A 14,389-nucleotide genomic window follows, 5' to 3' on the forward strand; every position below is an offset into this window, starting at 1 on the left:
GTCCGGACAGATCGGCGCGGTCAAAGCAGTGTCCTAACGACACGTCACTCGGTTAGATGAGTGTGGACACCAGAACACCCCGCACACCCACGGGGGACCGCTCGTCGGGATACGACGACGCTCCCGCGCTGAGCATGGTGAAGGTGCCGAGCGATCCGGCGCAGGTCATCGTCAACCACGCGAGTTTCCGCGTGCAGTTGGGCGCCTCCACGCGGGCGTCCCCGCGGATCGCACGGCACCTGAGCGCCACCGAGGACACCGCGCGCATGCCCGTCGTGGGCACGGTGGTGCGCGCCGGCGCGCCCGCCGCCGGGCGCCGGCGCCCGGTCGTCTGGAGCGGGAAGTCCGCGCCGGACGACACCGGGGCCCACCGTCTCCTCCAGGCCGTCAGGGAGGCCGGCGCCACCCAGGTCATCCCGCGCCTCGGCGTCACGGAGACCGACACCGGCGGGTTCGGCGTCGAAAGCGGCCGCTACGACGCCGACTTGACGGTGGAGACGATCGAGACGCCCATCGTCGGCAGCCAGCGCACCCACGGCGACCACGCCGCCCCCGACGGCACCCGGCTGCTGCCCCCCATGCGCCAGGTCGGCAGCGCGTACGACGAGCCGGGGTACGCGGGACGGGACGACTACGCCGACGACCGTTTCGCCGCCGACCGCCTCGCCGACGCGTACGACGACGGCGACCCCGACGGCGAGCGGACGCGACGCCGTGCCGCCAACGAACCCGTGCGGCAGGGCTATTACCCCGGCCGGCGGATGAACCTGGGCGTGGTGCTGCTGCCGCTGCGCGTCTTCCTCGGCTTCATCTCCGTCTACGCGGGCATGGGCAAGCTCTGCGACCCGCACTACTTCGACGGCGGCAAGCGCGGCTCCATGGTGAAGTGGCTGAACACGCTGCACCCGTGGGAGGTCGCCGAGCCACTGCGGCAGTTCGCGCTGGAACACCCGGTCGGCTCCGGCCTCGTCATCGCGTTCGCCCAGGTCGTCGTCGGTGTCCTCACGATCTTCGGGCTGTGGCAGCGGGTCGCCGCCGGGTTCGGGGTGCTGCTGTCGGCCGCGCTGCTGGTGACCGTCAGCTGGAAGACCGTCCCCGTCTACGAGACGCCCGACATCATCTACCTCGCCGCCTGGTCCCCGCTGGTCATCGCGGGTGCGCCGGTGTACTCCGTCGACGGGCGGCTCGCGGGCGGTGCCTGGCGCACGCTCGGGCCGCGCGCCGACATCTGGGAGCTGCGGCGGTACGTGCTGCGCCGGGGTGCTCTCGTCGCCGCGATCGTCGTCGGTCTCACGCTGCTGGTCGGGTCGTTGCTCGGCGGAGCGGTGCGGGACGCCGACCGGATCGTCGTTCCCGGGCCCGGGGAGGCGCCGCGCAACGAACTGCCCGGGTCGCCGCTTCCCGGTGAGGCCGACAAGGACCGCAAGGAGCGGCGTAGCCCCTCCGCGTCCAACTCGCCGAGCGCCGGAGCGACGTCGGCGAGCCCCACGCAGGGGGCCACCACGACGCCGGGTGCGACGCAGGACGCGGGCGCGGCCACCGGGCAGCCCAGCCAGACGCAGGGGACGGCGGGGCAGGCCCCGCCGCAGCAGTCCGCCCCGGTCGAGCAGGCGCCGACGACGGCGGGGCCGACGTCCAGCGGCGGCGGGGGTACCTCCGGAGGGACGACCGGGGGGTCGGGTGGCTCCACCGGGGGTTCCGGGGGGAGCTCCTCCGGTGGGCAGCCTGGGCTGGTCGGAGGGTTGCTCGGGTAGGTTCTGTCGCCTTTCGAGTTCCGAGGCGGTGAGGGGACGGGCCCCGCAGGAATTTCCTGTGGGGCCCGTTCTGTGTGTTCGTTCCTCTAGTGCTGTGACCGGAAAGGTTTGCCGGGAAGCTCGCGGCGTCCGGTGCGGTGCCTCGCAAGGCGGAGCATGACCCGCGTACTGGATGTACTCGGGTCATGCGACAACGCCGCGAGGTGCCGTGCCGGGCGTCGCGAGCCGGTGAACCTTTCCGGTCACGGCACTAGCGGCCCAGGGTCGCCAGTTCCCTCGCTGCTTCCGTCAGGTCCTTCGCCGTGTCGATCGCGCGCCAGTAGGCGCCCTGCGGGATCGGGAAACCGGCCAGGCGGCGTTCCCGGGCCAGGCGGGGGAAGGTGGTGCGTTCGTGGTCGCCGCGCTCCGGGAGGAGGCCCGCGAACTCCGGGGAGAAGACATAGACGCCGGCGTTGATCTCGTACGTCGTCGGCGGGGCCTCGATGAAGTCGGTGACGCGGCCGAAGCCGTCGGTCTTGACGGCGCCCCAGGGGATGCGGGGGCGGGCGAGGGCGAGCGTGGCTACGGCGTCGCGCTCGGTGTGGAAGTCCGCCATGTCGCGCAGCGAGAAACGGGTCCAGATGTCGCCGTTGGTGGCGTACCAGGGCCGGTCGGGGTGGGGTAGATGCGCGGCGGCGTACTTGAGGCCCCCGCCGCGGCCGAGGGGTTCCGTCTCGACGACCGTGGTGACGCGGACGGGCAGGTCGGCCGAGTCCAGCCAGTTCTCCAGGACGTCGGCGAGATGACCGCAGGAGACGACGACGTCGGTGACGCCCTCCTCGGCGAGCCAGGTGAGCTGATGGCCGATGATCGGGGTGCCCGTGCCGGGGATCTCGACCATGGGCTTCGGCCGGTCATCGGTGTACGGGCGCAGCCGGGAGCCCTGGCCACCTGCCAGGACCACGGCTTGAACGGGGCGCGACGCGGCGTTCGGATCGGTCATGCCCGAACTGTACGTGGCGCCCCGTTCGCGGGAGCACGGCCCTGGGTGATCGGTATCGGGGGAGCGGACTGGGGGAGCGAGCGCCCTGGGCGTCCTGCGAGGTCCTCCGTGTTTCTGCGGACCCTTGCGGGGCCCTCAGCGTGTGTGTGAACCCGTGGCGGGCCCTCAGCCGTGCAGCGCTGCGACTCCGGTCGAGAAGGAGGTGTCGCAGACGGGGCGGGCGTACGACTGGGCCCGGGTGGGGCCGTACGCGCGGACGGCGGCGCGGCCGAGGGCGCGGGCGATGGACGTGCAGTGCTTCGCCAGCGACGGGCGGCCGTTCACCGCCTGCTGGAGATGGGTGAGGGCGACGCCGGGGTCCTTCTCCTGGAGCTCCACGAGGAGCTTGTCGCGCAGCAGCTCGTGCGGGGCGCGGGCCTTGGCGCGGGGGGACGTCCGCTGGGCGGAGACGTCCGACGCGGCGAGGATCGACTCGGAGGAGTCGGTCCCCGACCAGTTGACACTGGTGACCGCGAGCGTGCCGGAGAGCACCAGGACGACGGGCAGGACGAGGGCGAGGGAGCGGCCGATCCGGTGGGCGGGGCCACGGCCGCGGCGCGTCCGTTGGGTGTAGGTGTGGGTGTGCTTCACGTGAGTGAGGGTAGCGCAGGGTAGTGTTACGGAGACCTTGGGTCACCGGTACGGGGGACGCCGCGCCGCCGCTTCTCGGGCGCCGTGTTGACGCACAGGAGTCGAAATGAACTGGATTGCCGGGGTAGTTGGGGGCATGAAAGAGGGCCCCGCGGGCTGGCTGCGGGGCCCTCTTCGTCAACCTGGGTGATCTATCCCGGGCCGGTGGTTTCGCGGACGGTCGGGTCCGGGTCAGTCGGTGAGGCGCTCGCCCGTGGAGGTCGAGAACACGTGGGTCTCGCCCGGACGCGGCACGACGTGCAGCTGGGCGCCCTTCTCGGGAACCTGGCGGCCGTTGACGCGGACCACGAGGTCCTTGGTCTCGCCGCCGACCTCGGCGGTGCCGTAGACGTAGCCGTCGGCGCCGAGCTCCTCCACGACGTTGACGGAGACGGCGAGGCCGGCCGGGGCGTCCTCGGAGTCCTTCGTCAGCGCGGAGGCGGCGGCGCCGTTGTGCTCGACCACGTCGAAGTGCTCGGGGCGGACACCGACGGTGACCGTGCGGTCGCCCCTGTCGGCGGCGGCCTTCAGGGCGTCACGGTTGACCGGGACGACGCTGTTGCCGAACTTCACACCGCCGTCGGTGATCGGGACCTCGACCAGGTTCATGGCCGGGGAGCCGATGAAGCCGGCGACGAAGAGGTTGGCGGGGCGGTCGTACATGTTGCGCGGGGTGTCGACCTGCTGGAGCAGACCGTCCTTGAGGACCGCCACGCGGTCGCCCATCGTCATGGCCTCGACCTGGTCGTGGGTGACGTAGACGGTGGTGATGCCGAGGCGGCGCTGGAGCGACGCGATCTGCGTACGGGTCGAGACACGGAGCTTGGCGTCGAGGTTCGACAGCGGCTCGTCCATGAGGAACACCTGGGGCTCACGCACGATGGCGCGACCCATGGCGACACGCTGGCGCTGACCACCGGAGAGGGCCTTCGGCTTGCGGTCCAGGTACTCGGTGAGGTCGAGGATCTTCGCGGCCTCTTCGACCTTCTGCCGGATCTCCGCCTTGTTGACGCCGGCGATCTTGAGCGCGAAGCCCATGTTGTCGGCGACGGTCATGTGCGGGTAGAGCGCGTAGTTCTGGAACACCATGGCGATGTCCCGGTCCTTCGGCGGCAGGTGCGTGACGTCGCGGTCGCCGATGCGGATGGCGCCGCCGTTGACGTCCTCCAGCCCCGCGAGCATGCGCAGGGAGGTGGACTTGCCGCAACCGGAGGGTCCGACGAGGACGAGGAACTCGCCGTCCTCGATCGCGATGTCGAGCTGGTCGACGGCGGGCTTGGTGGAACCCGGGTAGATCCGGGTCGCCTTGTCGAACGTGACAGTGGCCATGGGTCGTAGACCCCCTTCACCGGCAGGAACGTGCCGGACGATCCGAGTAAAGGTGGTGAGCCACCGGGGACGGTTCCACGGTGGTGTAGTCCATGCGAGGGACTGGCTCAGGACGGTACCTGGCGTTCACCTCGTCTGTCAGTACCTCGGCCCCTGTGAACTTCGCGGAAATTTTCGACGGAACCGGCCCATGACGTGGGTACACTGCACGGGCGCCCCCGCGGGGGGCCACGCCTCCTTAGCTCAGCTGGCCAGAGCAACGCACTTGTAATGCGTAGGTCGTCGGTTCGAATCCGACAGGGGGCTCTGGGAGAGACCCCGGGTCTGGTGATCGCCGACCCGGGGTCTCGTCGTTCAGAAGTCGTCCGGGGTCCTGACGCGGTCGCGGATCCAGGTGCCCGCCGGCTTGAGGGAGGCCGTGCCCGTCCAGGGGCCGTTGGCGTCGCAGGTGCCCGGCTTGTAGACCGCGCCGGTGCGCTCGTCGTCGGAGAAGTTCCAGTTGACCCAGCTGATCTTCTTGGCCGCGAGGAGATCGAGGTAGCGCTGCGACATGGCGAAGTCGTTCGCGCCCTCACCGGCGTAGTTCTGGGTGCCGAACTCGGTGACGAAGACCGGGATGCGGTCGGCCGCGCGGGAGAGGGTCTGGAGGTACTCGTCCCGGTGCGAGTACGCGTAGAAGTGGAACGTGTACATGATGTTGGACGCGTTCACCGGGTTGTTGATCACCTCGGACTCGTTCGCGCCGTCCGAGACGCCGAGTGAGGACCAGGCGCGGGTGCCGACGAGGATCGGGGTGTCGGGGTCCTTGGCCCGGATGACGGGGATGAGCTGTTCGGCGTAGCTCTTGACGCGGGACCAGCTCACGCCGCTGGGCTCGTTGGCTATCTCGTACAGCAGGTTGTTCTTGGCGCGGTGACGCTGGGCTATCTCGGAGAAGAAGGTCTTGGCGCGGGCCAGGTTGTGGTGGGGGTCGCCGGGGTCGAGCATGTGCCAGTCGACGATGGCGTACATGCCGCGGGCGGTGGCCTGCTCTATGACCGAGTGGACCAGGTCGGTGAAGCGGCGCGGGTCGGTCTCGTAGCCGTCCTCCTGGATGTACATCGAGATGCGCAGGACGTCGGCCTTCCAGTCCGTGGCGAGCGCGTTCAGGGAACCGCTCGTGACGCACTGGCTGTACCACTGCAGGCCATGGGTGCTCATACCGCGCAGCTGGATCGTTTTTCCTCGTGAGTTGCAGAGCTTGGTGCCGCAGACCTTCAGCTGTCCGTTCGCGGCCACGGGGGTGACGGCGGCCGGGGCGGCCCGGACGGTGTCGGGCCGGACGGCGTCGGGCCGCGGGGAGTCGGACGGGGGGTGCGTGGCCTGCGCCGACGCGGGGGTGAGGACGAGGCCGAGCAGGAGGAGCGCGGCGGTGAGCAGGACGGATCGTGCCGGTCTCATGGGGGGCTCCTGGCGGTCGAGGGATCGACGGAGGCGGGGCTCTTCGTGCCAGTGGTGCCGGTCGTGCCGGTGGTGCCGGTGGTGCCGGTGGTGCCGGTCGTACCAGTGGTGCCGGTGGTGCCGGTGGTGCCGGTCGTACCAGTGGTGCCGGTCGGACCGGTCAACTAGAAGGAAACCTTCCTAACAGATATGGGTAACGGTTGGTCCGGACCTTTGCAAGAGGTGCGGCAGGACCAACCGGGGGCGTTCAGCGCAGTCGGCGGGCGATCTCCAGGTCGTCCGGCTGGAGGGTGCGCCCCTCCTCGATGTCCCACAGGGCGTTCTGGAGGACGCGGGCGAGTGTCCAGGCTCCGGCCCGGCGGCGGTCCAGGCCCAGGATCTCGGTCATCGCGTGGAAGCGCCAGCGGACGTCGGCGGGGTCGAAGCGGTTGTCGAGGGCGGGCCAGAGGTCGAACCCGGGGTCGCCGGCGAGGGGCTTGGGGTCGATGGCGAGCCAGGGGGCGCGGTCGGCGGCCAGGACGTTGTCGAAGTGCAGGTCCCAGTGGAGGAGCCGGTCGCCGGGCTCGTCCAGCACCTCGCGCAGGGCGGCGGCGCAGTCGGCGATCAGCCGGCGGTCCCCGGGGTCCCCGATCCGGGCCAGCACCGCCGGGGTCCGCTCCAGCATGCCCGCCCCGATGTCGGACAGCCGCCGCAGGCCCTCCGGGGCGGGCGTCGCCGTCAGATGGGCCAGCAGACGGGCGATGACCAGGACGGCCTCGCGGGAGTCCGGCTCGTGGGACAGCATCCGGGCCGGATCGAGGCGTTCGAGGAGCATGGTGCCCGTGCCGTCGTCGTACCGCAGGAGCCGTACGGCTCCGTCGCCGTCCCAGACGCGCAGGGCTACCGGCTCGCCCTCGCTCTCCTCGTCGAGGATCTGCAGCTTGAGGACGGCCGGGGTGCCGTCGGCCGTGTCCACCACGGGGACGACCAGGGCGCACATGCCGTGCATGGGGGCCCCGTCGAGGCGCAGCCCCCAGCGGTCCAGGAACTCGGCGGTCAGCCGGGGGAGCCCGGCGACGAACCGTCGGCCCGCCGCTCCGTTGATCTCCGACTGCGTCTCGGCCAGTGCCTCCGGAACATCGATCACGTGGGCGACCCTACGCGCGCGGCGGGGCGGAATCCCTTGAATTTCCGGGCCTCCGAGGGGCCGGGAACGACGGAATCCGAAGGAGACAAGGCCCGTCGGCAGAAGTTAGCGTCCGGCCATGAGCAGCACGGACGCGACCACCTCCACCGTCAACGGCGGGATCTCCTTCTGGTACGCGCAGGCCGGTATCCCCGCGCCGAGGGAGCCGCTCACCGGGGACGCGACCGCCGACGTCGTGATCGTCGGCGGCGGGTACACCGGTCTGTGGACGGCGTACTACCTGAAGAAGGCCGCGCCGTCGCTGCGGATCGTCGTCCTGGAGCAGCGGTTCTGCGGGTACGGGGCCTCCGGGCGGAACGGCGGCTGGCTCTACAACGGGATCGCCGGGCGCGACCGGTACGCCCGGCTGCACGGGCGGCAGGCCGCCGTGCGGTTGCAGCGGGCCATGAATGACACGGTCGCCGAAGTGGTGCGGGTCGCGGCGGACGAGGGCGTCGACGCCGGGATCCACCGGGGCGGCGTCCTCGAAGTGGCCCGCACTCCGGCCCAGTTGGCGCGGCTCAAGGCGGTCCACGAGCACGAACAGGCGTACGGGGAGGACGACCGGGAGCTGTACGGGGCCCGGGAGACCGCCGAGCGGATCCGGGTCGCCGGTGCCGTCGGATCGACGTGGACGCCGCACGGGGCCCGGCTGAACCCGGTGCGGCTGGTGACGGGGCTGGCGGACGTGGTCGAGGGGCTCGGGGTGACCGTGCACGAGCTGACGCCGGTCACCGAGATCCGGCCCCGGCACGCGGTCACCCCGTACGGCACGGTTCGGGCGCCCTATGTGCTGCGCTGCACGGAGGGGTTCACGGCCAACCTCAAGGGCCAGCGGCGGACCTGGCTGCCCATGAACTCGTCGATGATCGCCACCGAGCCGTTGACCGCCGAGCAGTGGGCGTCGATCGGCTGGGACGGGCGGGAGACGCTCGGCGACATGGCCCACGCGTACATGTACGCCCAGCGCACCGACGACGATCGGATCGCGCTCGGCGGGCGCGGGGTGCCGTACCGCTTCGGGTCCCGGACCGACAACGACGGGCGTACGCAGCGGGCGACGGTCGAGGCGCTGCACGAGATCCTCGTCGGCTTCTTCCCCTCGCTGACCGGGGTGCGGATCGCCCACGCCTGGTCCGGTGTCCTCGGGGTGCCGCGCGACTGGTGCGCCACGGTCGCCCTCGACCGGTCGACGGGCCTCGGCTGGGCCGGTGGCTACGTCGGCTCCGGTGTGGCCACCGCCAACCTCGCCGCCCGCACCCTGCGCGACCTCGTCCGGCGGGACTCGGGGCAGGGCGGGGAGACGGAGCTGACCTCGCTGCCGTGGGTGAACCACCGGGTGCGCAAGTGGGAGCCGGAGCCGTTGCGCTGGGCGGGCGTGCAGGGGATGTACGCCACGTACCGCACCGCCGACCGGCGGGAGACGGCCTCGCTGAGCGCTCAGTCGTCACGGCTGGCGCGCTGGGCGGACCGGGTGGCGGGGCGGCGCTGAGGGGCGCGGCCGGAATTCGTGGGTGCTGTGTCACAAGTCTGTGCAAGCATCGGCTCACTGACCACTTGAGCCCCGGACCCGACCGCTCCGCCGGCTCTCGCCTTTCCGGGGGAACCCATGTACGGCTCATGCCTGCCCGCGAGACGCAGACGCGGGCGGTTCGACGTGCCGCTGCTCGCGCTGACCGTTCTCATCTCACTGCTCACCGGATCCCTGACCCTGGCCGGGGCGGGGCCGGCCCGCGCGGACGACCCGGTGGAGTGCGCCCCGTTCACGCTCGCGCCCTTCGGGGACCCCGGTGATGCGGTCGCGCGCGGCACGCTCGCGGCCGGTGCGAGGACCTGCCGCACGGTGACCGCCGAGGCGGGCCGCCACCAGGTGTCGCTCGCCGACCCCCGGCATGAGGCATGGCTGGACGTCCGCCGCGCCGACGGAACGCAGGTGGAGTGCACCGAACCCAGCCGCCATGTCCGCTGGTGCGACTTCCCGGCCTCCGGTGCCTACACCGTGGTGGTGGACAACGCGCGCGGTTTCGACCCCACCGACTTCCAGCTCAGCGTCGTCCCGCTGGCCGGGTCCGAGGGCTGTGCGCCGGCCGTGGGCACGTCGTGGGACCTGCCGCCGGCGACGTTGCGGGGCGTCAGCCCGGTGCAGGTCGACTGCCTGCCGTTCCACGGGGAGCCGGGCGAGCGCGTCACCGTGTACGGGGACGAGGTCCGGCAGTGGATCACTGATGAGACCGGCACGGACATCTGCGCGCGCGAGGAGGGCGACCAGCACGGCTGCGTGCTGCCCGGTGACGGGCCGTACCGGGTGCTGGCGTACCGCTTCCAGGGTGGCGGGCCGCCCGCCGACGAGCGGGTCCAGATCCGTCGGCTGTCCGCGGCCGAGGGCTGCCCGGCCCTGACGCCCGGCGCGTACGGCACTGCGCCCGCGCCCGGCACCCTGCGCTGCCGCTCGCTGACCGTGCCCGGGGCGGGCCGGTTCCTGGTGGACCCGCTGAACCCCGAGCAGAACGAGACCCTGTGGTCGTACGTCTACGACGGCGCGGGCAAGCGGGTCTGCCAGGCGGGCGGTTGGTGCGCCTTCCCCGCCGCCGGGCGCTACGTCCTGGTGGTGGGCGATCCCGACCGTGTCACGGACCCGGAGTACGCCACGGTTTTCCTCGACCGCACGGGCACCGAGGGCTGCCGCTCCGTCGGGTGGGGGCGGTACGAGGGCGAGTTCGGCGGCGCGGGCGAGTACGAATGCCTGTTGCTGCCGGGCGGTGAGGGCGTGCGGTTCGCCGCGCTCACCAAGCTCGGCGGCCCGGGGCCACGGCCGGCGGTCGAGGTCGTCGACGCCGAGGGCGACACCCAGTGCACCGACGACGCGCTGGACGCGGGCACCTGCGAGCCGAAGGGCACGGCGCCCCACCGGCTGCTCGTGCACGCGGACTCCGGCACGACCGGAGCCTACGCCCTCGACCTCGTCCGCACCGACGCCCCCGAGGGCTGCGCCGAACTGCCGAGCGGGAGCTTCACCGACGACGGCGCCGTGGCGACGATCCGTACCGGCGGCGGGGTCTTCTCGCGCTGCCTGACCGTTCCTGCGGGCACGCACACCCAGAGCGAGGTCTTCCAGCTGATCGCCACGTCCGGCGGTGTCGCCGCCCGATTCTCCGTGGTCGACGCCGACGGCAGGAAGGTCTGCGACCGCAGCGCCACCACCGATGGCTGGGTGCTGTGCGCGCTGACGCCGGGCAAGGCACACACCGTGCTCGTCAACGGCCGCGACCAAGCGGCCGCGTACACGCTCGCACGACGTGACGTCACCTCGTCCGCCGCCTCGGCGGGCTGTGTCACGAGCGCCGCGACCAAGGTGGGAGGGGCCTCCCGCCAGGGGGTCTACGGCGTTCCGGGCAGCCTGCGCTGCCACCGCGTCACCACCGGCGCCGCCACCGATGTCGTCCACATCGACGTACGGGACAAGCTGGGCACCGGCAACATCGCGGTGTTCGGCGACGACGGCGGCATGGAGTGCTCGTTCCGCAACCGGCCCTGCGCGGTGAGCGGTTCCAGCAGCCACCAGGTCCTTGTACAGGTCCCGGCCCGCCTCAAGACCGCGCCCGACTACCGGCTGGACACCCTGCGCATCGCGACCGCCGACGGACCGGCCGCCGAGTGCGAGAAGGTGCCCACCGTGGCGTACGGGTACGGGCCGGTCACCGGCCGGCTCGACGAGTCGCGGACAGCGGTGTGCGCGGTGCTGCCGACCGCGGGCTTCGACACCCTGGACACCGAGATCAGCGACACCACCGGCGCCACGACGACGGCGGTGCCCGCGCTCTACACCATGTCCTCGTGGTCCAACGGCTGCGTGAACTCCTCGGACGGCTACCGCTGCAACGTGGACGGCTCACCCGGACAGAGCGCCCCGAGCCTGTTCCTGCTCGGCCTGCCGGAGAAGGCGTCCACCACCTCCTACCGGGCGAGGCTCGTCTGCTCGCCGTCGATGTGCGGGACCGACGAGGTCGGTGTCACCTCCGTCGGCCCGGACACGGGCCCGGCCGGCGGCAAGGTCACGCTCACGGTGACCGGCACCGCGCTGCCCTCGGACACCGAGGTCCGGCTGTACGAGGGCGGCAGGACCATCACGGCGAAGACGGAGTCGTTGTCCGCGGACCATCGGACGCTCACGGCCACCCTCGACCTGACCGGGGTGTCCCCGGGCACCTGGAGCGTCAGCGTCATCGCACGCGGCTGGGAGTTCCCGCGCGGCACCTTCACCGTCACGCGGGCGCAGCTGAGGAGCACCGCCCCGCCCAAGGTGACCGGCACGGTCGCCGTCGGCGCCAAGGTAAGGGCGGCGCACGGCAGTTGGTCCGCGGCCCCGTCGTCGTACACCTACCAGTGGAACGCGGACGGTGCGGCGATCAAGGGGGCCACGGCCTCGGCCTACACGATCCCGGCGGCGCTGGCGGGCAGGAAACTGACCGTGACGGTCACCGCCGCCAGGTCCGGCTGGGACGGCGGCACCGCGACCTCGGCCGCCGTGACCGTCGCCAAGGGGGCCGCGCCCAAGGCGAAAAAGCTTCCGGTGATCAGCGGAAAGGCGAAGGTCGGGAAGACACTGACGGCGGGTGAGGGTGCCTGGAGTCCGGCCGCCGCCTCGTACGCCTACCAGTGGTACGCGAGCGGGAAGGCGATCCAGGGGGCGACCGCGTCGTCCCTGAAGCTGAAGACCGCGCAGAAGGGCAAGAAGATCACGGTGAAGGTGACCGCGCGGCGACCCGGGCACCAGGATGGGGCGGCGGTGAGCAAGGCGACCGGAGCGGTCGTCGGATGAGCTGACAGCCGTACCGCGACGGCCCCCGCCCTGCCCGGGCGGGGGCCGTCCGTCTGCCGGGGCCTGTGTCAGGCGGTGGCCGGTCGGGGGGCCTTCGCCGTGACCATCGTGGCCGCGAGGAGGCCGGCGAGGAGGAGGATGGCGGCGGCCCACCATAGGGCGGTCGTGTAGCCGTGGACGACGCTCTCGCGGACCGTGGCGGCGGCGCGGCCATGGGCGGTGACATAGGCCGTGGCACTGGTGGTGGCGATGGTGTTGAGGAGCGCCGTGCCGAGGGAACCGCCCACCTGCTGGGCGGTGTTGACGGTCGCGGAGGTGACGCCCGAGTCGTGCGGGGCGACCCCGGCGGTGGCGGTGGAGAAGACCGGCATGAACGTCATCCCCATGCCGACCCCCGTCAGGACGAGGGCCGGGAGCACCCCGGTGACGTACGCCGAGTCGACCGTGAGCCGGGTCAGGGTGGCCATGCCGGTCGCGGTGAGCAGCGTGCCCGGGACGATGAGGAGGCGGGGCGGCACGCGGTGCATGAGGCGGGCCGAGATCTGGGTCGAGCCGGTGATGATCGCGGCGGTGAGCGGCAGGAAGGCGAGCCCCGTCCGCATCGGCGGGTAGCCGAGGACGACCTGGAAGGAGTACGTCATGAACAGGAACATCCCGAACATGCCGCCCGTGGCCAGGGCGATCGTCAGGAAGCAGCCCGCGCGGTCGCGGTCCTTGAGGATGTGGAGGGGGAGCAGGGGGTACGCGGTCGCGCGCTGACGGAGGACGAAGCCCGTGAGGAGGGCGGCGCCCGTCGTGAGGAGGGTCAGGACTCGGGGGTCCGACCAGCCGCGCGGTTCCGCCTCGCCGACGGCGTGGGCGAACGCGAGCAGACCGCCCGAGCCGAGGAGCACACCGGGTACGTCGAGCCGGGCGCCCCTGGCGCCGGGCTGGTCCCGCAGGAGGACGAGCGCGCCGGCCAGGGCGGCGCCGGCGATGGGGACGTTGACGTAGAGGCACCAGCGCCAGTCCAGGTGCTCGGTGAGCAGACCGCCCGCGATCAGGCCGAGCGCGGAGCCACTGCCCGCGATGGCCCCGTAGCTGCCGAACGCCCTGGCGCGTTCCCGGGGGTCGCCGAAGGTGGTGGTGAGGATGCTGAGCGCGGTCGGGGCGAGGACGGCGGCGAAGACGCCCTGGAGGGCGCGGGCGCCGAACAGCATGGCCGGTGTCGTGGCCGCGCCGCCGAGCGCCGAGGCCGCCGCGAAGCCGACCAGGCCGACGACGAAGGCCCGTTTGCGGCCGACCAGGTCCGCGACCCGGCCGCCGAGCAGGAGCAGACCGCCGAACGCCAGGGTGTAGGAGGTGACCATCCACTGGCGGTCGCCGTCCGAGATGCCGAGGTCGCGCTGGGCGGACGGGAGCGCGATGTTCACGATCGTCGCGTCGAGGATGACCATCAGCTGGGCGAGCGCGATGACGACCAGCGACCACCAGCGGCGGGGGTCGGGAGGACTCAGGTGGGGAGACGGCCCGGTGGTGGGCGGGTCGGTGGGCCGGGGGCCGTCGGGGGTCAGCGGGGTCGGTCGGCGGCTGTGGTCGCTGCTCGTCGTCACGGCTCCAGGACCACCTTGCCGGTCGTGCCCCGGTTCTCCAGGGCGCGGTGGGCCGCGGCCGCTTCGGCGAGAGGGAAGCGGTGGACCGCCGGGGTGAGGCGTCCGGCGGAGGCTTCCGCCAGGGCGCGGAGTTCGAGGGTACGGATCGGGTCGGGGCCGCCCGCCCGGCGCAGCATCTTCTCGCCGAGGACCGACTCGGTGACGCCTTCGACGACATACGGTCCGCCGCCCTTGATGCCGTCCGCGGACCAGCCGAAGACGAGGTGCTTGCCGCCGGGCGCGAGGAGCGCGACCGACGCGCGGGCCACCTCGCCGCCCACGCCGTCGAAGACGACCGTGACCTTGCCCCGGTACGCGGCGGCCCGCTCCGGCCAGGCGGGGTCCGTGTGGTCGAGGGCGAGGTCGGCGCCGTTCGCCGCGACGCGGGCCGTCTTCGCGGGGCCGCCGGCGAGGCCGATGACCGTGGCGCCCGCGTTCCTCGCGTACTGCACGAGCAGGGTGCCGATGCCGCCGGCGGCGGCCGGGACCAGGACCACGTCGTCGGGGCCGAGGTCGGCGAAGAGGAGGATCCCCATCGCCGTACGGCCCGTGCCGATCATCGCGACGGCCTAGGGCGTGTTGCGAAAGTCCCGTCTGCCC

10 protein-coding genes, 1 tRNA gene and 1 pseudogene are annotated in these 14,389 nt (G+C 72.3%); 4 read left to right on the forward strand and 8 right to left on the reverse strand.

Annotated features, from left to right (window positions below; all coding sequences use genetic code 11):
- The first annotated feature begins 56 nt into the window (after positions 1-56).
- A complete protein-coding gene (locus SMA5143A_RS31470; protein WP_107466261.1) occupies positions 57-1,754 on the forward strand; it encodes a DoxX family protein in 1,698 nt (565 codons plus the stop codon).
- 250 nt (positions 1,755-2,004) lie between these two features.
- Here SMA5143A_RS31470 and SMA5143A_RS31475 read toward each other — a convergent pair whose 3' ends face one another.
- The 3 genes from SMA5143A_RS31475 to SMA5143A_RS31485 all read right to left on the reverse strand — a co-directional run bounded on the left by SMA5143A_RS31475 (position 2,005) and on the right by SMA5143A_RS31485 (position 4,734).
- On the reverse strand, positions 2,005-2,736 hold the full coding sequence (locus tag SMA5143A_RS31475; protein ID WP_099963533.1) for a nucleotidyltransferase family protein: 732 nt from the start codon (positions 2,734-2,736) through the stop codon (positions 2,005-2,007).
- A 165-nt stretch (positions 2,737-2,901) separates the two neighbouring features.
- Positions 2,902-3,366, reverse strand: coding sequence for a hypothetical protein (locus SMA5143A_RS31480; RefSeq protein WP_107466262.1), 465 nt, complete (start codon positions 3,364-3,366; stop codon positions 2,902-2,904).
- 231 nt (positions 3,367-3,597) lie between these two features.
- Complete coding sequence (locus SMA5143A_RS31485; RefSeq protein ID WP_099963535.1) at positions 3,598-4,734, reverse strand: ABC transporter ATP-binding protein; 1,137 nt, start codon at positions 4,732-4,734, stop codon at positions 3,598-3,600.
- A 232-nt stretch (positions 4,735-4,966) separates the two neighbouring features.
- On the opposite strand from SMA5143A_RS31485, the gene SMA5143A_RS31490 reads away from it, so the two are divergent.
- A tRNA-Thr gene (locus tag SMA5143A_RS31490) sits at positions 4,967-5,040 on the forward strand.
- Between the two features lie 48 nt (positions 5,041-5,088).
- Here SMA5143A_RS31490 and SMA5143A_RS31495 read toward each other — a convergent pair.
- From SMA5143A_RS31495 to SMA5143A_RS31505, 3 genes are all read right to left on the reverse strand, one after another.
- The gene (locus tag SMA5143A_RS31495) at positions 5,089-6,174 is read right to left on the reverse strand and encodes a glycoside hydrolase family 5 protein (RefSeq protein WP_107466263.1); all 1,086 of its coding nucleotides are present in this window, start codon (positions 6,172-6,174) and stop codon (positions 5,089-5,091) included.
- Positions 6,171-6,338 carry a hypothetical protein gene (locus SMA5143A_RS31500; RefSeq protein WP_181362086.1) on the reverse strand — a complete coding sequence of 56 codons (168 nt, stop codon included), beginning with the start codon at positions 6,336-6,338 and terminating at the stop codon, positions 6,171-6,173. Before SMA5143A_RS31500 ends, SMA5143A_RS31495 begins: the two co-directional genes overlap by 4 nt.
- 83 nt (positions 6,339-6,421) lie before the next feature.
- Positions 6,422-7,333, reverse strand: coding sequence for an aminoglycoside phosphotransferase family protein (locus SMA5143A_RS31505; RefSeq protein WP_375136567.1), 912 nt, complete (start codon positions 7,331-7,333; stop codon positions 6,422-6,424).
- An 85-nt stretch (positions 7,334-7,418) separates the two neighbouring features.
- Between SMA5143A_RS31505 and SMA5143A_RS31510 the strand changes: the two genes are divergently transcribed.
- On the forward strand, positions 7,419-8,831 hold the full coding sequence (locus SMA5143A_RS31510; RefSeq protein ID WP_107466265.1) for an NAD(P)/FAD-dependent oxidoreductase: 1,413 nt from the start codon (positions 7,419-7,421) through the stop codon (positions 8,829-8,831).
- A gap of 117 nt (positions 8,832-8,948) precedes the next feature.
- Complete coding sequence (locus tag SMA5143A_RS31515; protein WP_107466266.1) at positions 8,949-12,158, forward strand: IPT/TIG domain-containing protein; 3,210 nt, start codon at positions 8,949-8,951, stop codon at positions 12,156-12,158.
- 68 nt (positions 12,159-12,226) lie between these two features.
- Here the strand turns inward: SMA5143A_RS31515 and SMA5143A_RS31520 are convergent, their stop codons facing one another.
- Positions 12,227-13,594, reverse strand: a complete 1,368-nt coding sequence (locus tag SMA5143A_RS31520; protein ID WP_107466267.1) for an MFS transporter — start codon at positions 13,592-13,594, stop codon at positions 12,227-12,229.
- Between the two features lie 152 nt (positions 13,595-13,746).
- Positions 13,747-14,358: pseudogene (locus SMA5143A_RS31525) on the reverse strand (zinc-binding dehydrogenase); the annotation flags it as partial.
- Positions 14,359-14,389: the final 31 nt, after the last annotated feature.

The organism is Streptomyces sp. MA5143a (assembly GCF_900290235.1).
Classification (GTDB): Bacteria; Actinomycetota; Actinomycetes; order Streptomycetales; family Streptomycetaceae; genus Streptomyces.

Coding starts and splice junctions, on each gene's coding strand:
- SMA5143A_RS31520 (WP_107466267.1), bottom strand. CDS start 13,594: ATGGTCATCCTCGACGCGACGATCGTGAACATCGCGCTCCCGTCCGCC.
- SMA5143A_RS31485 (WP_099963535.1), bottom strand. CDS start 4,734: ATGGCCACTGTCACGTTCGACAAGGCGACCCGGATCTACCCGGGTTCC.
- SMA5143A_RS31510 (WP_107466265.1), top strand. CDS start 7,419: ATGAGCAGCACGGACGCGACCACCTCCACCGTCAACGGCGGGATCTCC.
- SMA5143A_RS31515 (WP_107466266.1), top strand. CDS start 8,949: ATGTACGGCTCATGCCTGCCCGCGAGACGCAGACGCGGGCGGTTCGAC.
- SMA5143A_RS31495 (WP_107466263.1), bottom strand. CDS start 6,174: ATGAGACCGGCACGATCCGTCCTGCTCACCGCCGCGCTCCTCCTGCTC.
- SMA5143A_RS31475 (WP_099963533.1), bottom strand. CDS start 2,736: ATGACCGATCCGAACGCCGCGTCGCGCCCCGTTCAAGCCGTGGTCCTG.
- SMA5143A_RS31470 (WP_107466261.1), top strand. CDS start 57: ATGAGTGTGGACACCAGAACACCCCGCACACCCACGGGGGACCGCTCG.